Annotated in this window: 21 protein-coding genes; 14 read left to right on the plus strand and 7 right to left on the minus strand. The window is 63.3% G+C overall.

Features of this window, described 5'->3' with window-relative positions:
* Positions 1 to 200: 200 nt before the first annotated feature.
* From ACFTE1_RS04625 to ACFTE1_RS04635, 3 genes are all read left to right on the plus strand, one after another.
* Positions 201 to 845, plus strand: coding sequence for a HEPN domain-containing protein (locus tag ACFTE1_RS04625; RefSeq protein WP_380618542.1), 645 nt, complete (start codon positions 201 to 203; stop codon positions 843 to 845).
* Between the two features lie 205 nt (positions 846 to 1,050).
* On the plus strand, positions 1,051 to 1,824 hold the full coding sequence (locus tag ACFTE1_RS04630; RefSeq protein ID WP_380618540.1) for a transposase family protein: 774 nt from the start codon (positions 1,051 to 1,053) through the stop codon (positions 1,822 to 1,824).
* A gap of 123 nt (positions 1,825 to 1,947) precedes the next feature.
* Positions 1,948 to 2,835 carry a hypothetical protein gene (locus tag ACFTE1_RS04635; RefSeq protein ID WP_380618538.1) on the plus strand — a complete coding sequence of 296 codons (888 nt, stop codon included), beginning with the start codon at positions 1,948 to 1,950 and terminating at the stop codon, positions 2,833 to 2,835.
* Positions 2,836 to 2,897: 62 nt separating this feature from the next.
* On the opposite strand, the gene mobF is transcribed toward ACFTE1_RS04635, so the two are convergent.
* Positions 2,898 to 6,401 carry a MobF family relaxase gene (gene mobF / locus ACFTE1_RS04640; protein WP_380618536.1) on the minus strand — a complete coding sequence of 1,168 codons (3,504 nt, stop codon included), beginning with the start codon at positions 6,399 to 6,401 and terminating at the stop codon, positions 2,898 to 2,900.
* Positions 6,402 to 6,700: 299 nt separating this feature from the next.
* Here mobF and ACFTE1_RS04645 point away from each other — a divergent pair, with 299 nt between their 5' ends.
* Positions 6,701 to 7,267 (plus strand): NUDIX hydrolase, encoded by a 567-nt coding sequence (locus ACFTE1_RS04645; protein WP_380618534.1) that lies wholly within the window; start codon positions 6,701 to 6,703, stop codon positions 7,265 to 7,267.
* Here ACFTE1_RS04645 and ACFTE1_RS04650 read toward each other — a convergent pair.
* Complete coding sequence (locus ACFTE1_RS04650; protein ID WP_380618532.1) at positions 7,190 to 7,810, minus strand: hypothetical protein; 621 nt, start codon at positions 7,808 to 7,810, stop codon at positions 7,190 to 7,192. The genes ACFTE1_RS04645 and ACFTE1_RS04650 overlap by 78 nt on opposite strands.
* A 113-nt stretch (positions 7,811 to 7,923) precedes the next feature.
* Here ACFTE1_RS04650 and istA point away from each other — a divergent pair, with 113 nt between their 5' ends.
* Both istA and istB read left to right on the plus strand, forming a co-directional pair.
* On the plus strand, positions 7,924 to 9,405 hold the full coding sequence (gene istA, locus ACFTE1_RS04655) for an IS21 family transposase (protein ID WP_380624784.1): 1,482 nt from the start codon (positions 7,924 to 7,926) through the stop codon (positions 9,403 to 9,405).
* A gap of 103 nt (positions 9,406 to 9,508) precedes the next feature.
* The gene (gene istB / locus ACFTE1_RS04660; protein ID WP_380624786.1) at positions 9,509 to 10,303 is read left to right on the plus strand and encodes an IS21-like element helper ATPase IstB; all 795 of its coding nucleotides are present in this window, start codon (positions 9,509 to 9,511) and stop codon (positions 10,301 to 10,303) included.
* Between the two features lie 10 nt (positions 10,304 to 10,313).
* On the opposite strand, the gene ACFTE1_RS04665 is transcribed toward istB, so the two are convergent.
* Complete coding sequence (locus tag ACFTE1_RS04665) at positions 10,314 to 11,102, minus strand: helix-turn-helix domain-containing protein (protein WP_380618091.1); 789 nt, start codon at positions 11,100 to 11,102, stop codon at positions 10,314 to 10,316.
* Between the two features lie 65 nt (positions 11,103 to 11,167).
* Between ACFTE1_RS04665 and ACFTE1_RS04670 the strand changes: the two genes are divergently transcribed.
* The 3 genes from ACFTE1_RS04670 to ACFTE1_RS04680 all read left to right on the plus strand — a co-directional run bounded on the left by ACFTE1_RS04670 (position 11,168) and on the right by ACFTE1_RS04680 (position 13,405).
* A complete protein-coding gene (locus tag ACFTE1_RS04670; protein WP_380618092.1) occupies positions 11,168 to 11,479 on the plus strand; it encodes a hypothetical protein in 312 nt (103 codons plus the stop codon).
* Positions 11,480 to 11,732: 253 nt separating this feature from the next.
* A complete protein-coding gene (locus tag ACFTE1_RS04675; RefSeq protein WP_380618093.1) occupies positions 11,733 to 12,863 on the plus strand; it encodes an NAD(P)-binding domain-containing protein in 1,131 nt (376 codons plus the stop codon).
* Complete coding sequence (locus tag ACFTE1_RS04680; protein ID WP_380618094.1) at positions 12,860 to 13,405, plus strand: NUDIX hydrolase; 546 nt, start codon at positions 12,860 to 12,862, stop codon at positions 13,403 to 13,405. Before ACFTE1_RS04675 ends, ACFTE1_RS04680 begins: the two co-directional genes overlap by 4 nt.
* A gap of 58 nt (positions 13,406 to 13,463) precedes the next feature.
* Here ACFTE1_RS04680 and ACFTE1_RS04685 read toward each other — a convergent pair whose 3' ends face one another.
* Entirely contained in the window at positions 13,464 to 14,918 is a 1,455-nt protein-coding gene (locus ACFTE1_RS04685; RefSeq protein ID WP_380618095.1) for a tyrosine-type recombinase/integrase, read from the minus strand.
* Positions 14,919 to 15,492: 574 nt separating this feature from the next.
* On the opposite strand from ACFTE1_RS04685, the gene ACFTE1_RS04690 reads away from it, so the two are divergent.
* On the plus strand, positions 15,493 to 16,491 hold the full coding sequence (locus ACFTE1_RS04690) for an ABC transporter substrate-binding protein (protein WP_380618096.1): 999 nt from the start codon (positions 15,493 to 15,495) through the stop codon (positions 16,489 to 16,491).
* A 421-nt stretch (positions 16,492 to 16,912) separates the two neighbouring features.
* Here the strand turns inward: ACFTE1_RS04690 and ACFTE1_RS04695 are convergent, their stop codons facing one another.
* Complete coding sequence (locus ACFTE1_RS04695) at positions 16,913 to 17,350, minus strand: hypothetical protein (RefSeq protein WP_380618097.1); 438 nt, start codon at positions 17,348 to 17,350, stop codon at positions 16,913 to 16,915.
* A gap of 152 nt (positions 17,351 to 17,502) precedes the next feature.
* Between ACFTE1_RS04695 and ACFTE1_RS04700 the strand changes: the two genes are divergently transcribed.
* Positions 17,503 to 17,943, plus strand: a complete 441-nt coding sequence (locus ACFTE1_RS04700) for a hypothetical protein (protein ID WP_380618098.1) — start codon at positions 17,503 to 17,505, stop codon at positions 17,941 to 17,943.
* A 295-nt stretch (positions 17,944 to 18,238) separates the two neighbouring features.
* Here the strand turns inward: ACFTE1_RS04700 and ACFTE1_RS04705 are convergent, their stop codons facing one another.
* Positions 18,239 to 18,403, minus strand: a complete 165-nt coding sequence (locus ACFTE1_RS04705) for a hypothetical protein (RefSeq protein ID WP_380618099.1) — start codon at positions 18,401 to 18,403, stop codon at positions 18,239 to 18,241.
* Positions 18,404 to 18,414: 11 nt separating this feature from the next.
* Positions 18,415 to 18,873: an MBL fold metallo-hydrolase gene (locus ACFTE1_RS04710; protein ID WP_380618100.1), complete on the minus strand. Its 459-nt coding sequence runs from the start codon at positions 18,871 to 18,873 to the stop codon at positions 18,415 to 18,417.
* A gap of 151 nt (positions 18,874 to 19,024) precedes the next feature.
* On the opposite strand from ACFTE1_RS04710, the gene ACFTE1_RS04715 reads away from it, so the two are divergent.
* Genes ACFTE1_RS04715 through ACFTE1_RS04725 form a run of 3 tightly spaced genes read left to right on the plus strand, consistent with a single transcriptional unit; the run spans position 19,025 to position 22,854 of the window.
* Entirely contained in the window at positions 19,025 to 19,882 is an 858-nt protein-coding gene (locus ACFTE1_RS04715) for a TNT domain-containing protein (protein ID WP_380618101.1), read from the plus strand.
* A gap of 21 nt (positions 19,883 to 19,903) precedes the next feature.
* Complete coding sequence (locus ACFTE1_RS04720; RefSeq protein WP_380618102.1) at positions 19,904 to 20,194, plus strand: hypothetical protein; 291 nt, start codon at positions 19,904 to 19,906, stop codon at positions 20,192 to 20,194.
* 56 nt (positions 20,195 to 20,250) lie between these two features.
* Positions 20,251 to 22,854 carry a DUF4132 domain-containing protein gene (locus tag ACFTE1_RS04725; protein ID WP_380618103.1) on the plus strand — a complete coding sequence of 868 codons (2,604 nt, stop codon included), beginning with the start codon at positions 20,251 to 20,253 and terminating at the stop codon, positions 22,852 to 22,854.
* The last annotated feature ends 10 nt before the right edge of the window (positions 22,855 to 22,864 follow it).

Consider the following 22,864-nt stretch of genomic DNA (forward strand, 5'->3'; position numbering starts at 1 on the left):
CGCTTCAGCGGGACCCATGTCAAACCACATGGCAGGTGACAGTGGCGCACAGATCAGGAATGGATGGAGTCGACTCCATCATTCCATCTGCCGATCTGCAAATATTAATTATGATTTCATGTATCATGATTTGATGATGCTGCAGTGGTGATTTTATTCAACGTCACTTCATTTCGGTAATGGTGTCATTAAGGAAAATAATGACTCGACTGAGAAGAACCAATTCGTTTAAAGTTTTTCAAACCAACATTGAACGCTCTCGTTCGTTTCTCCGTATCTTCAAGATGGATAGGAAACGTGGGCATCCAACTAGCGATGAGAAAGAACTCCTAAGAGGGTGTCTGGTATTTGCTATTGGCGCTTTGGATGCTTATCTTAGTGACCTAATTTTGGAAATTGTTCCATACTATAGATCCGGAGATCGTCATATGGAGTCTGCGTTTAAACAGATTGCCAAAGATGACCCGGGTCTTGCGCTTCGTGTAGCACTGACGGAGTCTAGTGATGCCGCCAAGGTGGAATTCAGGAATGCGCTTGAGGGTTGGTTGGAGAGTAAATCGTTTCAAGGGTTTGCTAAATTGGCAAATGCACTTTCGTACCTTGGCTGCCAATGGAAGGAGCAGGACTTTGATGCAGAAACTGGAATGGGAACTGCAACTGAACTCAACAGAATTACAAAGGAACGCAATAATATTGTCCATAATGGAGCAAAACCGTACGTAAAACTTAACTCAGCAGAAAATATGGTTGCTTTTATAGAGAAGATCGCCACGATAGTGGATTTGAAGGTGCGTGAAGCTTTGATATTAGGTGATTGGGATACTGACATGAAGTTCCAACTGTGAATATTATAGTGCCATCGAGTTGTCTCGTATCGAATCATCGCCAGGGCGCCGGAAGGAGTGCGTTTCAACCTGGGCGGATTCCCCAGCAGCACAACGTATTTGACGGTCTCAACGCGTGAAACGGGAGTCTCCTGTTTGGAAGCAGCAGAGAAGCCCCTGGTAGAACGAGTGCTGTCTACTTCACCGAACAACCAAAGGCTTCCACATGTTGTTCTACCAGGCTGTTCTCCCTTTGTCCAACCGAACCCTCAACCATGTCGCCCGGCTCATCCGATCCCATCAGAGACGAAGCCAGACTAGGTGGAGGCTCCTCAACCCCGGCCAGCAAGCCCTCATGACACTGGTCTACCTGCACAACGGTGAAACGTACGCCAACCTAGCCGCCGCGCGATCCATCTCCCGCTCCACCGCCTGGCGCCGAGTCCGCGAGACGGTAACCCTCCTCGCCGCCCAAGTGCCCGACCTCCGCCATGAACTGCGGAAAGCCCGGCGCCGAGGAGTCCATTCCGTCCTCCTCGACGGAACCGTCATCCCCACTGACCGCGTCCTGACGAAGAAGGGCTACTGGTCGGGAAAGCACCGGCACTTTGGAATGAACGTCCAGGCCATCGCCGATCTCGCTGGAAACCTCATCTGGATCTCGCCGGCCTTGGGCGCCTCCACACATGACATCACCGCCGCCCGACGGTGGGAGATCGTGGCCGCCCTCCGCAAGACCGGGTTGTACGGCTTCGCCGACAAGGGTTTCCAAGGTCTGGCTCCTGAGCGAGTCGGGGCGCCGTACAAGGGACGGGATCTGCCCGGTTGGAAGAAGGCTTACAACCGAGAACATGCAGGGTGGCGGTCGGTCGGTGAGAGAGTCTTCGCCGAGCTCAAACGCTGGAAAGTCCTCCGAAGGCTCCGTGGCAATCCCGAGCACACCACCGAACTCGTCTACGCCATCACGCGGCTGAACCGAATCGAAAGGCACTCAAGATGAAACAGGCTCAAGGTACCCATGTTAGGAAATGTTGCTGGCCGAGGTTCGTCTTCATGCGTGAGCCTCGCTCAGTCCGGTCCGTGGATCTTGACACCGCGGACTACTTGCGCCACAGTGGCAAAGGTGACCCTGACTCAAGACATCCGCTTTCCGAACCCGGTCAGAAACTTCCTTGACCAACACATGGTTGATCTCGCCGGGCTCAAGGAAGCTTGGTTGGCTCAGTGCGCGGTCCACCCAGAGCTTGTGGACTTGAACGACGACTATGATCCGGCTGTTGCCGATCAATACGGACTTGCGATGGAGTGGGCGATCGGGTTCGATCTCGCTGAGGTTGTACCGTATCGACCTGAACTCGATGTCCTTCGCGCGGATGGTGGCGAGAGAGCCGCTGACCTTGTGCGTGCCGCAGGCTTCATCGCGCGGGATCACGTAGTATCCTCGACTACTCCGTGGACGTTGTGGATACGGGACCGGCGCCCCTCCAGCCGACCTTTTCATGAATCAGTACCGCTGTTGGCCGCATGCTGGAATGTCTCCGAAATATCGAAACTATTGCACCGCCCCGAGCTTGCGGAACCTGATGGCCTCCTAGCAAAGGCGCATGTCTGGACCCACTTGTGGGAGCCGCCAGTCGCAACCCCCTGGCTGTCGGATCTCTGGGCTGCGTATTGCAAGTTCGGAAGGTCACAACTTGACGAACTAGGGCGACCGGTAGAGGTGTCGGTGACACTGGTCGACCGGTACGCTATCGCGGATCTGATCCTTGGGTCCACTTTGATTGATATCAAGTACACTGCCCAGCCTGAGGCCAAGCTCGGCGAGTGGCTTCTCCAGATCGTTGCTTATGCTCTGATGGTGCCTGACAGGCAGATAAGCCAGATTGGCGTGTATCTTGTCCGGCAAACGAGGCTGATCACCTGGGATCTAGCCGAACTCCTCCCGAAAATTGATCTTGACGAAGCACGCCTTGCGTTCAGTGCACTGGTAGACGATCGGGCACCAGAATGACGATGAGGCAGGCCGTTGTCCTGGTGATCCGAAACGAAGGCAGCACCACTTAGGATAGGTTTCTACATGCCCAACGACGGTCCTTGTCCAAGGTCTTGTGTCGGGTCGGGCGTCTGTAGGAGTTCGTCGCTCGGGTCGTAGTCCGGCTGCGGGGCGTATGCCGGGCGGGCGGGGGTGCCGAGGTTGGTGGGCCGGTCCTCGGGGGCAGCCGAGTGGTGTTCGTATTCGCCATTGCTGGTGAGTTCTTGGGCGTCGTGGCTAAGGTCCCGTGCGTCTTCGGCGGCACGGGCGACGAGGTTGCGGACGCCTTCCATGTGTGGAGCAAAGATTTCGGTGGACTCGAAGCGGTAGAGTTCGTGGGCGGCGCACACGACGGCGACAGCCTCCCGCCAGTACTCGCGCGCCTCGGGATGCTCGGGCTCAGGTCCGCAGAACTCCCGTATCCACATAGGGTAGTCGTTGAGGTAGGAGTCCACTAGACCCATCGCCTGGTCGTTGATGGTCGCCCCGAGTTCGGCGACGTAGCTCTGTAGCGGCGTCCGGTCGGCCGGCGGTGTCTGTTCGGTCGTGTGCCAGTCGATCCATGGCACGGCCGGAATAGGCCCTTCCCCGGTTTGTTGGTGCTCCGGGAGCTGGGCTTGGGCGTATTCGAGGCGGGCGACGAGGTCGGGGAGGCTGTCGGCGTGGTCTTGGATGTCGCGGAGTTGTTCGGTGGCGGATCGTTCGGCGTCGTCGTGCCCGATGACGGTCACGAACGCAGCAGCGGCGGCCGACTGCTCCTCCTCCGGAGTCATTGTCCGTTGCTGTCCTTCTTCGTCCTGCGGTGGTGGGGTGAGGAAGTACAGGTGGTTTTCTTCGCGGCCTCTCGTGGCGGGGACGTAGAGGGCGGCGCGGCCGGCCATGTCGGGGTTGATGATCGAGTGGCTGGTGTCCACCGTCGCGCCCTGGGCGCGGTGCCCGGTGACGGCGTAGGCGAGCTGGACGTGCGAGGCGACGTAGTCGGCGGGCAAGCGGAGGGTGCCGCCGTGGTCTTGGTGTTGGACGGTGAGTGTCCCGTCGTCGTGGCGGTCGTACACGTGCCAGAGGTCGCCGTTTTTCACGTAGGCGTGGTTGGAGGCCTCCAACGTCCGGTCTGGCCGCCGAGAGACGATCAGGTCGCCCTCTCCGGCCTGGTTGCCGTCGCACAAGGGCACACCGTCGAGTTCGACGGTCCTGGCTGCGACGAGGTCGGCGCGTGCCCGGGCAGCGAGTGCGGTGATCTCGTCATTGGTTCCGGCGATCATCATCGAGGTCTTACCCTCGGCTGTGTCGGCCAGCCAGGCCCGGTAGACCCGCTCGCGTAGGTCGTCGGCGTCTCCGGCGTGGAGGCGCCCGTGCTGCTGGTAGAAGTCGACGGCGGTGTTGTCGCCGGCCCGGATCTGGAGGGTCGCCTCGGCTTCGGCGGGGTCGGTGAAGCGGTGGAGTTCGTTCAGTTCGACGGTGTCGGTCTCGGTGGCGAGGAGGCGAAGGGTGCCGCCGGATTCCACGGCCGAGTACTGGTGATGGTCACCGAGGAGTCGGAGGACGGCGCCGTGGTCTTGGCAGACTTGCCGGACGGCGTCCAGGTTGAGGGTGCCGACCATGCCGGCCTCATCGACCAACACAACATCCCCCGGCGACAGTGCGAAGAACTCCTTCCCGCCGTAGAGCGGTCGGCCTTCGGCGGCGGCTTTCGCGACCGACCCGGTGGTCCATTCGTACACGAATTTAAGGACCACCTCGGCCTTCCGGTCCAGGTCGCGAGAGAGCACGTCAGCGGCGGCCCCGGAGGCGGCCAGCGGTACGAGACGGCGGTTCTCGGTGTCGAGGACATGGGCCAGTGCCTTCATCGCGGCGGTCTTTCCCGCCCCGGCCGGTCCGATCCCGGCGACGACGTCGCGGTGGTCGGTGGCGAACGACTCGACCAGCGCCCGCTGCCCGGAATCCAACCGCACCCCGCTGGTCCGGTCGAACTCTTCCAAGCGGGCGCGTGCCGTCTCGGCGGTCGTGTAGGTGGCGGTACCGGGCCTGCTGGCTGCGTCCACGAGCCGCGCCTCGGCGTTCAGGATCGCCTCGGAGGTATAGCGTTCCGACCCGTGGGGGACGAACACCGATTCGCCGTCCTTCCGCCGCAGCACCTCTGGTTCCTCGGGGGCGATGGTCGGTGGCTGGAGGCTGACGCAGGAGCCGAGCGCGGCGGACACGGCGGCGTCAATGAAGGCGCGGCGTTCGGCATGGTCGGTGGGGTTGATTCCTCGTTCGGCCATGAGCCGGTGGACGTGGGTCTCTGCGTGCCACCGGTTCCATACCGCCCGCTCTTGCGACAGCGACGCGACCACGTCGGCAGCGATCTGCTCGGGCGTGGTGCTCTCCGTGCCGCGCACGCCGCGTCCGGCGGTGATCCTCGCAAGCTTGGTGGCGGCATCAGGTCCGTGCTGGTCGGTGAACTCATTCGTCCAGCGGTCCTGGAGGTCGGCCAGGGCGGTGGCTTTGCCCTTGGGGCTGCGAGTCTCCAGGTTGGCCTGCTGGGCCAGTTGACGTTTGGTTTCCACGTCCGGTTGACGCCCGTGGGTCTGTCGGTAGGCCTCGACCAGTTCGGCTTTGCGGTCCTTGATCCCGAGGGAGCGGCCGGAGAACGTCGTGATCCATCCTCGGTCGATGCCCTTGATCTCCCAGATCAGCTCTTTCGCGCCGACGGTGTCAGTGCGTGCCTCCCACCCGACGCCGAGGCGTTTGGTCAGCTCGCCGCGGAGGGCGGCGTTGTAGACGTTGGAGGCGGTCACGGTGATGCGGTGCAGGCCGCGCCCGTCGAGAGCGAGCCATTTGCCGTCGTCGCAGTGGACTTTGTTGGAGATGGCGACGTGGGTGTGGAGCTGGGGCTCGCCCTCGCGATTATCCCAGTGGTCGAAGGCGGCAGCGATCAGTCCGTGCGTGTCGATCTGGATGGTTCCGTCCCCAGTACGTGCGTGGGCGGCGTGCTCTTCGAGGAAGGTGAGAGCCTCAGCGACGGCGGCGTCGTGCGCCCACTTCACCTGGGCGCGGACGTGCTCGGAGGGGTGCAGCGCCCACAACAGGGACACGGATTTGACGGGGGAGAACGACAGGTCGTAGCCGGCCACGGCCGTGGCCGGTTTCTTCGCCGCCGCTGCCCGCGCCTCGCGCAGTTCGGCCTCGCGCGGTTCGCGTCCGGTCCTGGCGGTGATCGCGCGGACGCGTTTGTCGAGGCGCTCTTGATAGGTTGCCGGTTCGCGGTTCTGGTAAGTGAAGAATTTCCGGCCCAGTTGTTCCCCGGTATCGGGGTGCTGGCCGTGGCCGAACAGGCGGATCATCTGTTCCCGACTCACCCTGTCGTCGGTGGATAGGTCGATGTGTTCGATGGCCGAGCCGAGCCATCTGCCCGGCGGGGTGCCGGGGCGCATGTAGTAGTCGGCCACGCCGCCGTCGTCGGGGGAGTTGTCGGTCTTGGAGGTGGGGCGGTCGCCGTTGGCGACGGTGTCGGTGAGGTAGGTGTAGCCGTGTCCGGCGGTGATCTTAGCCAGCGTCATCATATGGGTGGCTCCTCCCGGACGGCGTGACACGAAACGGCATTTCCTGATATTCTTTGAGACGCAACATAATAGACTGTTATGTACGTCGATTTCAGCAGGCAGGCAAGCGTATCTAAGGCAGTTGAAAACTGCAAGACGTGTGTTCCTCTTTTTTGAAATAGGAATCAACTGGCATCATTTGATAATGGTTGGTTCGATGACTTCGTGGACTGGTGTTTTCATTTCGTGCTGCGCTCGGGTGGCGCTGCGTCGTGAAGTCGAGGCAGCAGACGTGTCGCCGGCCCGGCGGCTCGGCTACGATGGCCGACGTGGCTGAGTGGAAGATTCATCAAGAGCGGATCGTCGACGATTCTCGCCGGGCGAAGTGGTCCATCGCAGAGGTCGAACTTCCGGACGGAACGGAATTCGAGCAGTACGTATACCGCGCTCCGGCCGCCGCCATGACGCTGATGGTCGAGGGCGATTCGGTGCTCATGATGCGCCGCCATCGGTTCGTCATCGACCGCTGGGTGCTGGAGCTTCCAGGCGGCTACTGCGAGGACGGGGAGAGTCTCATCGAGTGCGCGGCGCGCGAAGCTCTTGAAGAGACGGGCTGGAAACCGACGAGCTTGCAGCCGCTCCTCTCATTCCAACCCTGGGTGGCGACCGCTGACGCGCTGAACGCGCTGTTCGTGTCATACGGCGCGAGCAAGGTTCGGGACAGCGGAGACGTTAACGAAACGTCCGAGCTGGTCTGGGTGCCCTTGAAGGAAATCCCCGATCGGATTGCAGTCGGCGAGATCATCGGTTCAGCGTCGATCATCGGGCTTCAAGCCGTCCTGCTGGACGGGAGCAAGGAAGGCACCGATCGTACTGACGAGGTCTGAGACGTCGGCATTCGAGCGGTAAGGGATGAGCCGCGTGGCGAGACGTTGCAGATACTCCATCGAACGTCGGGAACGGAGCTGCCGCGCCAGCGCCAGTGACTTACGGCCGACGCTGACGGCTTGCTCGATCTCACCCACGTCCGTGAGCGACTGAGCCAGCAACACCAAGTTGAACATCTTCCCGCGCACGAACGAATCGTCCATGTCAAGTGACGCCTCCGCTGATCGGACGGCGGTCGCAGCGTCCCCCATGGTGAGCAAGGTGTGCCCCGTTCGGGCCTGCAGGTAGGCATCACAGAGGTATTTTGCCCAGGCGGGATCGTTGCTCTTGCTGACCTTGCTCAGCGCGTCCTCGGCGCTCGCCAAGGCTTGGACAGTCTGGCGAGGCGAGTCGGTGAGCGCGAGCCCGTGGGCCTTGCTCATATGGACTTCGGAGACGAGGGACGGAAGGCCGCTCTTCACCGCGTATTTGAGCGCGGCATCGGCGAATTGAATTGCCTTCGGTCCGTGGCGTCTGAACGCCTCTGTTAGTGGACGTGCCAAACTCCCCAATGGTGGCCAGTTAGAGTCCCCGCTGGCGGACAGGACTGGGTCCCCACTCACGGACACGAAAATTCCCCACTGTTATCGAATCGTGTTCTGGATGATTACCGGTTGTGAAATCGGATAGGGAGATCATGGAAATCCTCGAGGCCTACGACCTGACCGGCTCGTACCGCAAAGCCGCTGAACTCGCCGGCTGCGACCACCACACTGTCGCCCACTACGTCGCGCTGCGCGGCCAGGGCGTCGACCCCACCGCGCGCAAGCCGCGGGCGAAGATGATCGACACCTACCTGCCTAAAATCGAGGAGCTCGTCGAGCGTTCCAAGGGCAAGATCGGCGCTGATGTCGTACACCGCAAGCTGACCGCGCTGGGATTCACGGGCACTGACCGGACGACACGGCGGGCCGTGGCCGCGGCGAAGCACGCCTGGCGGTCGGGGAACCGGCGCGTTTACCGTCCCTGGATCCCTGAGCCGGGCATGTGGCTGCAATACGACTACGGCGAAGGCCCGAAGGTCGACGGGCAGCGCACGCACTTGTGGTGTGCTTGGCTGGCCTGGTCACGCTTCCGCGTCGTGTTCCCCATCTGGGACAAGACGTTGCCGACCGTCGCCGCCTGCCTAGACCGGACGTTCCGCATCATCGGGGGCGTCCCGACCTACGTCTTGACCGACAACGAAAAGACCGTCACGCTCGACCACGTCGCCGGCATCCCAGTCCGCCATCCAACCATGGCGCAGGTCGGACGGTTCTACGGCACGACCGTCCGCACCTGTCTCCCAGCCGATCCAGAGTCCAAGGGCGGGTCGGAGAACACGGTGAAGATCGCCAAGCGCGACCTCGTCCCCACCGCCGTCAACCTGCGGGCCCAGTACGGGGCGTTCTCCGCCCTGGAAGAGGCTTGCGAGGCCTGGTCCGAAGAAGTGAACTTCCGCGTCCATACCGCCACTCAACGCGTCCCGGCAGAGGCCCTGATGGAGGAACAGACCCGTCTGCACCTGGTCCCAGAGGAACCGTTCTCGGCAGCGTTCGGGGAGACTCGGCGGGTCAGGAGGGACGCGACGGTCACGCTCAACCGGGTCGTCTATTCCGTCCCGCACCAGCTTACCGATCAGACTGTCTGGGTTCGCCATGATGGCGACGAGGTCGTCATCGTCGCTGCAAGCGAGGCCGGAGCCCGCGAGGTCGCCCGCCACACGCGTTCCACACCAGGCCAACCATCGATCAACGACGACCACTACCCGCCTTCGACCCGCGGGAACCGGCGCCCGAAACCCGGCAACAAGATCGAATCCCAGTTCCTCGCCCTCGGGCACGAGGCGGAGGAATGGCTGATCGCCGCCGCAGCCGCAGGCGCCTCGAGGATCTCCCAGACCATGACCCGAGCGCTCGAAGCTGTCTGCGACCACGGCAGGCCCGCTGTCATCCGAGCGTTGGCCACCGCCTGCACCGCAGAGCGGTTCGACACCGCTTCGTTCGACGACATCCTCGCCTACCAGCAATACCGCGCCCGCGCCGAGGTCACACGCGCTTCGGAGGACCACTCCCTACAGCCGGGCACTGGCGCTTGGGCGTCCTTCGGACCGAACTAGAAAAGCCCCGAACCTGGGCTATGCCGGGTTCGAGGCCAAACAAATATGATGAGTGAAAGGTAAACCATTGACCGACACCACCTCCGCCCCGGTCCCACCTCGAATGGCGGCGCCCGCATCTGCCGTCGCCGCCGCGACCGGGCAGGCTTACGAGGAGGCCATCGCCCTCACCAAACGGCTGAAGATGCCCTATTTCCGGCGAGCGTTGGAGGAGGTCGTCCCGACCGCCAAGGCCCAGCGTTGGGACCCGGCCGAGATCGTCCGCGTCTTGCTGGCCGAGGAAGTCGCCGGCCGGGAGTCTTCCAACCTGCGCACCAGACGCAAACGGGCAGGGTTCCCCACGGGGAAGACCTTCCATGTCTGGGACGAGACCGCCTCGTCGATCCCCGCCCCGACTCAGCAGGCGCTGCGCACGCTCGAATGGATCGGTCGCAGGGAGAACCTCTGCATCTGTGGTCCTTCAGGAACAGGCAAGTCGCACTTCAGCGAAGCCATCGGACAGACAGCCGTTGACGCCGGCCTGGCCGTCTCCTGGTTCACGATCGAAGACCTCGGAGCGATCGTCCGACGCCACCGCGTTGACGACACGGTCAACAAGGCGTTCAACAGAATCGCCCGGGCTGACCTGATCATCGTCGACGACATCGGCCTGCTTCCAGTCTCCGACGACGCTGCCGAAGGGTTCTACCGCCTGGTCGACAGCGCCTATGAGAAACGCTCCCTGGCCGTCTCGTCCAACCTCCACCCCAGCGGGTTCGATGAGATTATGCCGAAAACACTGGCCACGGCCACTGTCGATCGGCTGCTGCACCACGCGCACATCGCCGTCACCTCAGGCGAGAGCCACCGGTTGAACGAAGCGACTACTGGCAAAGGAGTCGTTTCTTTCAGTAGCTAAACGGAAACGTTCAGTCGTGTTCTGGGGAACTTAGATGTCCGCCAGCAGGGACCTTACGAGTCCGCCAGTGGGGAAGTTCGCAAGACCGTTGACACGCCTCTTGGTGGCTCTGAGCGGCCAGAACCTCGGCGGCGAGTGCGTTGTCCCCGATGTCCAGCGCGAGCGAGAGCGCCGTAGAGAAGTGCGTGTCAGATTCCCTGTACAGGCCGGAATCGTAGGCGGTCCAGCCGGCTAGTTGGGCGAGTTCTGCGACCGTTCGCTTGAGTTCGAATTCATTGGAGCCGCTTGTTCGTCGGGACAAGATCGGCAGGGCTTCATGTCGAAGTGCGGAGGAAACCGCAGTCCGGATAGCCGATCCTCCGTGGGCGTTGTCAAGCCTTCGGTAGGTTTCAAGCCGTGCCCCGAGGATCTCAACGTCAGACTGGTGTGCCTCGACGTCCTCTGTCATGGGGACGGGCAGAGTGAGCACCGCGATGCTCTGAAGGATCGTCCGGCGACGCATCTCGTTGTCTCCTGCCGCAGCTAGTTCGATGAGCAGGCCGTCAGTGCCGAGAGCCTCGTCGAGGTTCTCCGCCGTGGTGTCGGTCGGTCGGCGTTGGCCATTCTCGATGTTCCTCAGGTGGGATTCCGATACCGAGGCACGGCGTGCCAATGCCGACCGCGACAGCCCGCAGGCGGTGCGAAGCTGCTTGACGGCAGTCCCAAAGATAAGCCACGGGTTCTCCAACGTCACCCCCGGAAACCCAGTTGAATCAGTCTGAATCAGGAACCCTCTGGAGTCGGGCACCGATGTGGCCAATAGTACAAGTATGGCCTCACATGCGGAGGTCGGTACATATCAGACAGAGGAGGACGAGGACGACCATGACGAGAATACCCAAGGGCACGTTCCCGTTCGACTCCCTTTGGTGGGACTACGAACTCAAGGACGGCGGCACCGTCAGCGTCGTGAACACGTTCGGGAAGCCGGTTCTGGAAGCCGACTGGACCGACGGAGAGCTCTGCGGCTTGCGATGGGCGGCCGAGTACGAGGAGGGACTTCATTGGAAGGCCACGTTTCAGAGAGTCCTGTCCGAAGCGCTGGACGAACAGGTCGGGCCTCGGCACCACGAAGCTGGAAGTTCTCATCGGACTCCGAGGCTTGGCACGTGCGCGACGAGTCCGGCCCGCTCCTGAGCCTCCCCCGGCGGAATGGGTTTCCACCGATCTGGCACGGCTCAGCCAAGGACCTTCCGGCCTCTCACCGGGAGAACATCTACCGCAAGGTCCTGGAACTACTCCCCGACAACTGGCGCTCAGCCGGCGTCTTACAAGCCACACACAGGGGGTGCGCCCGGCAATGTGGGGAGCCGGGCATCGGGCCCCGGCACCGACACGCCGGGGCCCCTATTCTCCCGAGACCATCTCGCCAATCGAAGGGAAGGACACCATGGACGACCTCTCCTCAACCGCCAGACTGTCGCGGTACTTCACCCGCGTTGCCGACGCGGTGAAGCCGGACGGCAAAGCCTCAACCGTGCTGATCACGCACCTGCTGCCGCAAAGCCCCGTCTTCATCGCCGCCATGACTGAACTGGCCCCGATCGCGGCCATTCTGCCCAAACCCAAGAGCGTCGACCCCGCGACCCTCTCAAACGTCGCCGTCGCACACACAGTGGACGAACTAGACCGCGCCACGCTCAGTGATCCCAACGGCGCCCTTGACTACCTCGAACACCGAGCCGGGGGACAAGACATCGTCCTGGCGGACATCGGCGGCTACTTCGCCCCGACACTCGCCCACCTGTGCCGGGAATTCTCCGGTCGCATCTTGGGCGTCGTGGAAGACACGGAGAACGGCTACCGCCGCTACCGAGACCTGGCTGAAACTCCGTGCCCCATCGTCTCGGTCGCGCGCTCGCCGTTGAAGCAGCCTGAGGACTACCTCGTCGGGCAGTCCTGCGCCTTCTCCGCAGAGGCGCTGATGCGATCGGTCGGGGACATTCCCATCGGTCGGCCCGTAGCCGTGATCGGCTTTGGGAAGATCGGCCGAGCCGCCGCCGCAACTCTCCGTGCCAAGGGATCGGTGGTCCGCGTGTTCGACACCGACCCGGTGCGCCAGGCGCGGGCGTTGTCGATCGGGTACACCGTCGCCCGCACCTGTCAGGAAGCGATCGCCGGCGCTGGGCTCGTCCTCTGCGCTACCGGGAACAGGTCGCTGCGATTCGATGAGTTTTCGCGCCTACCGAACGGAGCCCATGTGGCAACGGTGACCAGCTCCGACGATGAGCTGGATCTGACCGGCCTCGCCGATTACTACACCGTGAATCCGATCGCCGAGCATGTGTCGCGCTGGGAGATTCCGGGCCATTACTTCCACATCCACAACGCTGGAAACGCGGTCAACTTCATCCACGGTGCCGTCGTCGGCGCATTCATCCACCTGGTGCAGGCTGAAATCCTCGCGGCGACGGCGGGCCTCATTGACGGCCATTACGAGCTTGGGCACCATGAGGTGTCCGACGAAATCCGACGCCAGATCGCCAGCTTCTGGCTCGACTACTTCAGGGAGAACGCATGATTCCGAACGTCCATATCAAGGCCATCGCGTCGATGTACCTCAATCGTCATCCTGACGAGGAAGACCAGCTGAGGCCGCTCTTCGACGCGCTGGCCGAGTCCGATCCCGTGGCGACTCGCGAGCGCCTCGCGGGCCACGTGACGGCATCGGCGTTCGTAGTCGATTCCGGGAACCGAGTTCTTCATATTGAACACAAGGGGCTTGGAAAGCTGCTCCAGCCCGGAGGGCACACCGAACCGGAAGACGAGACTCTGATAGGGGCCGCGAAACGCGAAGTCGCCGAGGAGACGGGAATTAAGTCAGTCGATACCATCGGTGGCGGTGACCTGCCCATGCGTATAGACGTGCACCGCATACCGCACTCCGATTCCAAGGGGGAGCCGGAGCACTGGCATGCGGATTTCCAGTTCGCGCTCCGGCGTACCGACACCGAGGCCGTGATGCTTCAGGAGGAAGAGGTCTCGGGACACCGTTGGATTCCTGTGCAGGACTTGGCCACGGAGATGGTGCGAGACAGACTGCACGTGCTGTTGAAGAACTGAGAAATCTCAGGTTGAACAGGTCGGGAACGGCACATTTGTACCGGTCCCGACCTGATTCTCATTGCTGCTGGGGGAACATCGCGGCGAGTCTGGCTTGCAGTTCGGCCATCTGCTTGAGGATCTCGTCAGGAGTGCCTGCTTCCTGGACCGAAGGGGACCGAGCAGGTTCGGGCTCCGAAGCAGCGACAGTCGAGGAGCGGAATCGGACGGACGCCAGGGCCTCAAGAGCAGTCTCGTCAGCGTTGTCGAGGGTGCCGAGGTAGCGCTCCGTGGTGGTGATGCTGGAATGGCCGAGTCGTTCCTTGACGACCTGGAGGTCTGCACCGCCGTTGAGCAGCCACGAGGCATGAGCATGGCGGAGCATGTGCATTCGAATGTCGACTGTCAGCTCGGCCTTCTTCAGCGTCGGCTTGATGACGTTGTCCCGAAACCACCGGTTGGGGATGTGGCCGTCGGTATCCCAGGTGCGGGGAGTTCGAGGGTTGTCCTTGCCGTTGGCTCGGCGTTCGGCTCGGTAGTCGGCCATCGCTCGTCGGCAGTGGTCGCAGCGGCACTTCCCTGCGGTGTAGGCGGACATAGTGCCGTGGGGATAGGTGCGGCCCTTCTCGTTGGGTTCGGTGTTCCCCTGTGCTGGAGGCAACTGGGGCCGCCGTTCTTTCGGAGCTTCGGAGAACTGATATATGAGGTCGTCCTGGCCGATTTCTTGGTTTGTGATGAAGTCGAGCAGCGTATTGCAGAGTGCAGCGGCGATTTTGAGGTGGCGCCGTTTCCCGCTCTTTGGCTTGTCTTTGACGACGAATCGACCACCTTCGGGATGGAATTTCGGGCTGACCTGGACGACGGCACGGGAGACGGTGAGGACGCGGGTGGCGAAGTCGATGTCCTTGGGACGGAGTTCCGTGAGCTCGCCCCAGCGGAGGCCGGTCTCAATTGCGGTTTCGACCAGGAGTTGCGAGCGGGCATCGGGCAGGTTCTTGTGGAAGAGTTCGAACTGTTCCGGGGTGATGACGGGGATCGGCTGCGGTTCGACCTTCTCCGTCTTGACCTTGGAACACGGGTTTCCGACTATGACGTCGTCGCGGACGGCGCTGTTCATGATGGTGGACAGCAGGATCTTGCAGTGCATTCGATAGCTGGGCTTCATCCCCTGGTCTTTGAGGTCCTTGAGCCAGCGCCGGACGTCGTTGGCGTGGATGTGGAGCATCTTCTTCGAACTGAAGAAGTCCATGATGTAGGCGTAGAGGGTGCAGTGGTAGCCCTCGTACGTCTTGACTTCGACCTGGAGGTTCGGCAGCCAGTGTGTCTCCACATACTCCTTGAAGGTCTGGCGGCCTCGGACGAGGTGGTCACCGCGGCCCTCCGCAACCTTCACCTCAGCGGCCTGCCACTTGCGGTCGGCCACCTTGGAATCGTCGTAGGTGCCGGCTGACCGTTCTCGTCCGTCGGCGTCGATGTAGACGGCCGTGTAGCGCGGTCGGCCGTTCTTGTCGTAGCGTTTCTTCGCGTAGCCCATGTCGTACCTCCGGGGGTCTCGTGTCCGTCATTTGTCCGTGGGACGGGGTGATACGGACTGGTACGGGCCGACACAAAATGATATGCAGTGTCATTCATGTATCGGCTATGAGCTGGAAGGTTAGCCCGAATTTCGGTCGATTGCCATAGATTTGTCCTGACGACAAAGGTGATTTGGGAGCGGGGGGTCGCAGGTTCAAATCCTGTCGTCCCGACTCTAAAATCGCAGGTCAGGACCCAAATTCTGATCGTTCTCCCCAGTTCGGTCAGGCCCACCGTGAGCATTCGGGTAAGCGGATTCTACGGCACTGTCAATACGATCCGATACACCCCGGCCCAGTACTGCGGCCTTCTTCCCCGCGCTCTTGACAATCCGCTTGTCGGTATTTCCCTCTGCAACCACGCAAGGCATGGGTCTGGGGCGGATGGTTCCGCGCTTCTGTGCGGAGCAAATCCCGTTCTGCTGCAAGGCAATAGGTATGACCATCCTCGTCCTGTCCCGGCTCACGCCGCAGATTAGGTTAGGCTACCCTAATGTCAGGTTTGCCTTATGGCTCGAGACTAAGGGAGAGCTCATGCCCATCGATTTCCACCCCACCATGTCGACCTCACGTCGACGCCTGCTCGGGACGGCCGTCGCGATAGGAGCTGCGACGGCATTGGCCGCCTGCGGCGAGGAAACTTCCGAGGGCGGCTCTCAAGGGGCGTCTCAATGGGCCTACACCGACGGCCGCGACCGCAAGGTGGAGCTGCCGGGAGCGCCGGAGAGCATTGTGGCCTTCACCGGTCTCGCAGCAGCCCTGCACGACTACGGGATCGGGGTGGATGCCGTCTTCGGCCCCACCGTGAAGGCGGACGGAAGTCCCGATCTGCAGGCCGGACGGCTGGATGTCGACGGCCTTACCATCATCGGCAACGCCTTGGGTGAGTTCGACGAGGAGGCTTACGTCGGGCTGGAGCCTGACGTCCTCATCTCGCATTTCTATGCCGGATTCGACCTCTGGTTCGTCCCCGAGGAGCATCTGAAGACGGTCGAGTCCAACGCTCCCACCATAGGCATCGAGGTCAGCGGCGGCGACCTGACCGAGATCATCGCGCGCCACACCGACCTGGCGAAAGCCCTCGGAGCCGACCTGGACGGCGACGAGGCCAAAGACGCGCAGGCCCGCTACAATTCGGCGGCGGAGACCTTGAGTGCCGCGAAGAAGCCGCCGAAGGTGTTGGCCTGCACGGCGATCAAGGACTACTTTTACGTCGGCGACCACACGTGGTTCCCCGACCTGCAGACGGCGGCGGCGCTCGGCGTCGAGTTCGTCGAACCCGAGACCGACGAGACCGGTTACTGGGAGACGCTCTCGTGGGAGAACGTCGGGAAGTACGAGGCCGACGTGATCTTGCTGGACGTCCGGACCCAGAGCCTTCAGCAGGACGCCATGGCCGAGTTCCCCACGTGGAAGGTGCTTCCCGCCGTCCAGGCCGGAAAGGTGTTCTCCTGGAACCCCGAGCCGGTCTATTCTCCGCTGGGAGGGGCCGAGGCGCTGGAGCTCATCGCGGAGGCCGTGAAGAGCGCCTGACAGGTATCGGAGGAGAAACATGGCGTAGGTATTCCGATTCGAGGACGTGACCGTCATTCGAGGAGGTGCCAATGCCACTGGACGGGTTGACGGCCGCGATCCTGAGCGGCGGGGTGACGGCCGTAGCCGGGCTGTCGGTCTCGGGGAAGTCCACGCTGCGTCGCCTGTGACCGATTGGAGGCGCCGGAGTCCGGCCGGGTTCTTTTTAGAGGGGGAGACACGGCCGAGCTCGATCCGCTGCGGCTTCGCCAGCGGGTGGGCATGGTGTTCCAACGCCCGGTTCCGTTCCCCGGCACCGTGACCGGCAAGCTCCATGAAGCCGATCCCGAGGCCGGCCGCGATGGCATAGTGGAGGTCCTGGAGAGCGTGGCGCTCGGTGGGACCTGGCTCGACCGCGGCGCCTCGGCCCCGGCGGCCTCTCCTAGCTCCGGGATCGGCTCGGTTCCCGTCGCCGCTCGTCCGGGATTCTGGGGAACCGCTCCTCCAGCTTCCTCCAGTCCCTTTTGGCCACAGTCCATCGCCTGAGCCAGGTCTTCTCCATCTCCCCTCGCCGTCTTCTGACGTAGACCCCGTTGCGGTAGATCACGAACTTGTCGCCGCCGTTCAGCCGGTGCCGGACGTGATAGGCGCCTTCACGGCCCTTGACGTCGATGCTCCTTTTCCGGACGATCGCCCAGGGCCAGATCCGGCCGATAACGACGGTCAGAAGCACGACGCAGAGGGACATCGTCACCGGGGCCCACCACCACTGAGCGAACACCTTCATGGACCGAGTCTCGATCATGAAGTAGGGCAGTAGGATCGCGCTCATCGCCGCGAAGAGAGGGAAGACGACGAGGAAGGAGTAGTGGATCTTCACCGGAACATCGTATCGTCGTCCGCTCGCCGGAATCAGGCCTCTGTTGACGGTGTCCACCAGTGACTTCGAGTGATACTCTGATCAGAGTGTTCGGACGTCCGTCTATCTAGCGCCGACTGTTCGACCTCCCGTGGACACCGTTCAGGAGCCGTATGCCTCAGGCCTTGGAATTCATCTTTCGTCATATCGATTCCGACCCGACCGTTCGGTCCGGCGAATTGCACCGTTTCAGCGAAATCCGCGCGGTGATCGAACAGCCCGGGTCCGGCACGGTGGAAGCCGACGTCGAATGTCCCTTCTGCCAACGGTCCGTCCCTGTTCTCGTCGCATCACGCGCCATGCACAGCCGCCATCGAACCGCGACATTGACGAGAGGCTACGGTTCGTTCGTCCTCGCGGCCATCCTGCTCGTCGCGGCGGTCATGCAAGACTCCGGTGCGGTAGCTCTTCTCATCGCCTTCTGCATGGCCGGCCTGTTCGCCGTAGGCACCTTCGCCTTCCGACGCGTCGCCGTGGAACATCCGATCATGGTGGACAGGGAGCGAGCGGAGAAGGAAGGTTCACCGGACAGGCTGCACTACATCGCGGCGTGATCGTTTCGGGGGCGAATTGGCCGATGGCCACCGTGTGACCTTCCTGAAAGCGTTGCCGTCGGCTTGTCTCCGGACCTGGTCGACGCTCTGCCCGCGAGGGAGCGGAGTTCTGAACTTCAGGTCATTCAACAAGTGCGGGCCGGGCCCTTCGTCGGTGATCTCGACGGCGGGTACGAGCGCTGAAGGGGCCGGGTGTGACGGGTCGGAGGCGCCGCCGGTTTGGAGATTGAAACCTGTTCTCCGGTAGCGGAATCGGGTGCCTACCACGGTGTTCGCGGCCGCTCTCGGAAGCTCGTCATCTCGACAAGTCGATGGATTCGCCGACGGCGAGTCGGCGGTAGTCGGTCCGCCCCTTGCGCTCAATCCATTTGTCAGCGGACTCCCGCCCCTTCTCGCTGAGAAGCTCGTCATGGATCGGATGCGCAATGCGAGGGGCGACAGCCCGGATGAAATCGAGCATTTCCGCGGTCTTCAACTACGGGGCGGGGGAGAGAGCAACCTGTCGACCGTTCCTTCCGGCACGTGCAGCGCGTCGCCGGGATGGTAGAGAAGCCCTTGCGGAGTCTCCACGAGGAAACCGATATTACCGCAGTTCGGAAGTCTTTCGTACGTCTCCGCGTGAGAGCCGCCCACGGCATGGACGGCCAGTCCGTTGAGCTCGACGTGCTCGCCCGGGCCGACGGGCATCACCGCAGCGTCCCGCATCCGTTCGGCCAAGTCAGGGTGCGTGTAAACCTCAAGGCCGGGATTGTCCTCAATGGCCCTGTTCAACGCGGCGACGTCGCAGTGGTCCCGATGCTCGTGGGTGAGGAGCACGTGCGTGACGCCGTCGAGGGCCTCCGGCTCGGCCCATGTCCCGGGATCGATGGCGATGCGGCTCTCCCTGTGGGAGAGGCGGACACATGAGTGGGTGAACCGTTCGAGACGCATACGGACCAGCGTAGCCCCATGCCGGACCGGCAGCGGAGACGAACCCGTGCGACCGGCACGCCGAGACGCGCCGGGGTCGCGGTCCGCGCGTCCTCTTTGGGATAGTTTCCATCCCATCCGGATGGAATAAGGGTTTCTGAGGAGGTACGGGATGTTCGGTGTTCTCTTGCGGTGGGGCACCACGCTCGCCGTAGTCGTTGCGATGGCCGTACCATCGGCTGTCGCCGGAGCGGCCCCCGCTTTCGACGATGAACCGGTATTGGCCGCCGCCCTGGACGGCCCGGACGCGGTCTCGGCGGGCCGGTGGGTCGATATCGAACTCTCCGTGGCCAACACGGGCTCCGCTGAAGCTTCGGGTGTGAAGGTCGCCGGCGAGGTTCCCTCGACCTACCCGAGCGTCATCGTCTTCGACGACCTCGACGAGGACTGCCTCGTCGATCGACGCACGTTCACCTGCAGATTCGAGACTCTGGATCCACGGGCCGAAGTGAAGAAGACGCTCCACTTCACATCGAACTCCGACCTGGATTCCGACCGTGCGGTGGACGTGCGTGTGCTGGCGACGGCGTCCGGCGCGGTGGCGGACTATGCCGCGACATCCACTTCTGTCATCGCGGTGGGCGACGCGGCGCCCGTCCCGTCGCCGCGAGGAGGGGATCGCGACAATCCCCCGGCTCCGGACGCGACGCCGGATGAGATCAACTGGCCACCGGACAACGGGTTCGACGGCGAGTCCAAGATCGTCACCCTTGAGCCGGGAGACCGGGTCGACAGGTACGGCCATCCGGGCGGAACGTTCGTCGCGGAAGCCGGAACCCCTTACGAACAGCGTGCACTGGTCCCCGGATCCGACGAGCGGGAATTCCACACCTACGAGGTCGTCAGGCCCTTCGACGCCGAAGGAGGGCTGACCGCGCCCTGGTTCGGGGAACCCGGTGGAGGGATCCAGTACCTGCTGCCGGACCGTGTGCAGCGGCTCATCGACAACGGCTACCTGCGAGAGGTCTGAACCGACGGGGAGAGTGGGGCCATGAGCGAACGAATCGTCGTGGTCGACCGCGACTCGGTCAGCGCCGGCGACGACATCGACCCGCACCGGACTGAGGTCCGCCTGCCGGAGGGGGCGACGGTGGAAGAGGCGCTGCGGGCCGTGTTGGAACCGCCCTTTCACCTCGCGCGAGTGAAGGAGGGCCACACCTCCTGGGCTGTCGAAGTCGACGGGTCGTTCGTCGCCTCCCTCGAAGGGGCGGTGATCAGATTCGCGGTCGACCCGGACGAACCTTTCCGGGGCCGGGAAGTCTTCTTTCGCTACCGGCCATGATCGACTGACCCTGTCTGCGTCAGAAGGTGTCGGGACCCGGATATACCGTTGCGAAGATGAAACACAAGAGCGCCTTGCCCGATGAGTCCCTCCTCGAACTACCTCCACGCTGGAGGACCTGGACCGTCAAGAGCCGGACGGGCGGCCCCGACCCGAAGTCGCTGGAAGCCTGGCGGGAGCTGATAGCGAGCAGGATGGCGGCCATCGACGCGGCCTTCACACTGGACGAGAACAAACCGTACGAGGCCGCCGTACGGTCGTACCTCGCCGGCGGCGCCGACCCGCTCGGTGCTGCGATCGTACTGCGGATCGAGCGCGGACTCACGAACGAGGAAGAGTTGACCGGCGAAGCGATCGACGCCTGGCACCTCGAACACGGGCTCGCGTTCGCCGCGTCGGCAGTGGTCTCGCTCGGCCGCTTCCAGCTCGACCCCTATCGGATCCACACCTCCACAGGAACCCACCTGATCGGCACGATGCGGGAGTCCGAGTACGCCACCGTGGATTTCTGGCATTACAGGGTCACCGAACAACTGCGCGGAGCGATCGAGTCGAGCGACGACGCCGAACGACGAGCGGTCAAGGACGCCGTCGTCGGGCTCCGGACGGCACCCGGTGCATTGAACTGGGCCGCCATCCTGTTCCCGAATGACAAGGAGTGGGTGGCGGAGGCTTGCGCGCGCTACCGGCCATTGGGCGAGGCGACGGACGGCGGACTATGGCCGCTCGTCACGACGGTGGACCTGCTGGACTCCCTCCCCGGCCCGGCCCTGTTCCCGTCCTGCGTCACCAGGCCCGTGATCGGAGCGCTCCTAACGGGCATCGGCCCGGAGGCTCTGAAGGCGCTCGTCGCGACACTCGAGGGCGAGAATTTCCGAGTAGACGGGCGAGAGACCGTCCTCGACGGGATCGCCATGATCCCGAGCGACGAGGCGACGGCCTTCCTCGTCGAACACGCCACCGACCGTCGGACCGGCGAAGCTCTGGCAAAGGCCGCAAACCGGTTCCCGGTCAGGGCAATGCGAATGACGGTGGCACGGTCGCGGACCGCCGGCGAAACCGAAGCCAGGGCCGCGGCGGCGGTGCTGGGCGAGATGGACGCGACGCTGTTCGAGGCGGCGTTGAACGAACTCGACCCCGCCGACCGATCGGTACTGGACAGGCTGATGAGCCGTCCCGACGGCTTCCCGACCCTGCCAGCGAGCGATCTGCCGAGCGTGCTTTCGGAGGCGGACGCGAAACCGGTCGTATGGCTCCGTGTCATGAACCTGCCCCAGATACTCGCCGAAGGACGGGAAGCGGCATTGCCGGACTCTGCGGTCCGGAACTTTGTTGCGCTCCTGGCGAGCGAGGACGAGCAGGGTGTGGCGGCAGTGAAGGAAATCTGCGACGCCGAATCGCTCCGCGAGTTCACCTGGGCGCTGTCCCGGCAGTGGGCGGACAACGGCGGCCCCTGGAAGGACCGCTGGGCCCTGGAATCGCTCGGCGAGTTCGGTGATGATGAGACCGTCGCGCGGCTCGAACCGCTGATCAAGGCCTGGCCCGGAGAGAACAAGCACCACTGGGCCGTCGCCGGCCTCAAGGTGCTCGGGCGGATCGGGTCGGAAAAGGCGCTGAGCACTATGCAGGCAGTCTCCCAACGCGCGAAGTACAAGGCGATCAAAGCCGAGGCGAAGCGCCAGATCCAGGTCATCGCCGCCGGGCTCGGACTCACCGGCGAGCAGCTGGCCGACCGGCTGGTTCCCGACTTCGGCCTGGGTGAGGACGGAACGATCGTCTTGGACTACGGACGCCGGAAGTTCCACGTGTCCTTCGACGAGCAGTTGAAGCCCGTCGTCACCGACGAGAACGGCAAGCCGCGCAAGACCCTGCCGAAGCCCGGCGTCAAGGACGACGCCGAAATCGCTGGCGCCGCCCATGCGCGGTTCTCCGCGCTGAAGAAAGAACTCCGCACCGTCTCAGCGGACCAAGTGCGGCGGCTCGAAGCGGCGATGATCAACGCGCGCACCTGGGAACAGAGGGAGTTCGCCGAGCACATGAGCGGCCACCCGCTCATGCGCCACCTGACCGACCGCATGATCTGGCACGCCGAGTCGGACGAGACACGGTTCCGGTTCCGAGTGGCCGAGGACCGGACGTTCAGCGACATGGAGGACGAGGAGGTCGACCTGCCGGAGGGAGCGCTCATCCGCCTGGCGCACCCGGTCGACATGGCCCCCGAGGAGCGGTCCGCATGGGCGCAGGTCCTCGTCGACTACGAGATCCTGCAACCGTTCGAGCAGCTGGGCCGCCCGATCGGATCCCTCACCGACGAAGAGCTCACGACGGGCCGACTGCGCCGCTTCGAAGGCGCCGAGGTCCCTCCCGGCAGCATTCTGGGCCTGACGAAGCACGGCTGGGTCCGCGGACGCCCACAGGACAACGGCACCGAGTTCGGCTTCCACTTCCCCCTGCCCGGCGGCGGGTACGTGGCGGTCGAACTGGACCCGGGCCTCCAGATCGGCATGGGCGCCGACACCGAAGACCAGCGGCTCGAGAGGGTGTACCTGACCGATGCGGTCGACCTCTACTATCGGCAGACCGAGGGCGGGCACCCGACCGACATCGATCCCGTCGTCGCCTCCGAAGCCGTCACCGCGCTCGACCGGCTCACGGACTAGATCCGACTCG

This window comes from Salininema proteolyticum, assembly GCF_042685645.1.
Lineage (GTDB): Bacteria > Actinomycetota > Actinomycetes > Mycobacteriales > Micromonosporaceae > Salininema > Salininema proteolyticum.

Coding starts and splice junctions, on each gene's coding strand:
- istB (WP_380624786.1), top strand. CDS start 9,509: ATGGCGGCGCCCGCATCTGCCGTCGCCGCCGCGACCGGGCAGGCTTAC.
- ACFTE1_RS04725 (WP_380618103.1), top strand. CDS start 20,251: ATGAAACACAAGAGCGCCTTGCCCGATGAGTCCCTCCTCGAACTACCT.
- ACFTE1_RS04720 (WP_380618102.1), top strand. CDS start 19,904: ATGAGCGAACGAATCGTCGTGGTCGACCGCGACTCGGTCAGCGCCGGC.
- ACFTE1_RS04680 (WP_380618094.1), top strand. CDS start 12,860: ATGATTCCGAACGTCCATATCAAGGCCATCGCGTCGATGTACCTCAAT.
- ACFTE1_RS04685 (WP_380618095.1), bottom strand. CDS start 14,918: ATGGGCTACGCGAAGAAACGCTACGACAAGAACGGCCGACCGCGCTAC.
- ACFTE1_RS04700 (WP_380618098.1), top strand. CDS start 17,503: ATGCCTCAGGCCTTGGAATTCATCTTTCGTCATATCGATTCCGACCCG.
- ACFTE1_RS04670 (WP_380618092.1), top strand. CDS start 11,168: ATGACGAGAATACCCAAGGGCACGTTCCCGTTCGACTCCCTTTGGTGG.
- ACFTE1_RS04645 (WP_380618534.1), top strand. CDS start 6,701: ATGGCCGACGTGGCTGAGTGGAAGATTCATCAAGAGCGGATCGTCGAC.
- ACFTE1_RS04710 (WP_380618100.1), bottom strand. CDS start 18,873: ATGCGTCTCGAACGGTTCACCCACTCATGTGTCCGCCTCTCCCACAGG.
- ACFTE1_RS04715 (WP_380618101.1), top strand. CDS start 19,025: ATGTTCGGTGTTCTCTTGCGGTGGGGCACCACGCTCGCCGTAGTCGTT.
- ACFTE1_RS04625 (WP_380618542.1), top strand. CDS start 201: ATGACTCGACTGAGAAGAACCAATTCGTTTAAAGTTTTTCAAACCAAC.
- ACFTE1_RS04630 (WP_380618540.1), top strand. CDS start 1,051: ATGTTGTTCTACCAGGCTGTTCTCCCTTTGTCCAACCGAACCCTCAAC.
- mobF (WP_380618536.1), bottom strand. CDS start 6,401: ATGATGACGCTGGCTAAGATCACCGCCGGACACGGCTACACCTACCTC.
- ACFTE1_RS04690 (WP_380618096.1), top strand. CDS start 15,493: ATGCCCATCGATTTCCACCCCACCATGTCGACCTCACGTCGACGCCTG.
- ACFTE1_RS04675 (WP_380618093.1), top strand. CDS start 11,733: ATGGACGACCTCTCCTCAACCGCCAGACTGTCGCGGTACTTCACCCGC.
- ACFTE1_RS04705 (WP_380618099.1), bottom strand. CDS start 18,403: ATGCTCGATTTCATCCGGGCTGTCGCCCCTCGCATTGCGCATCCGATC.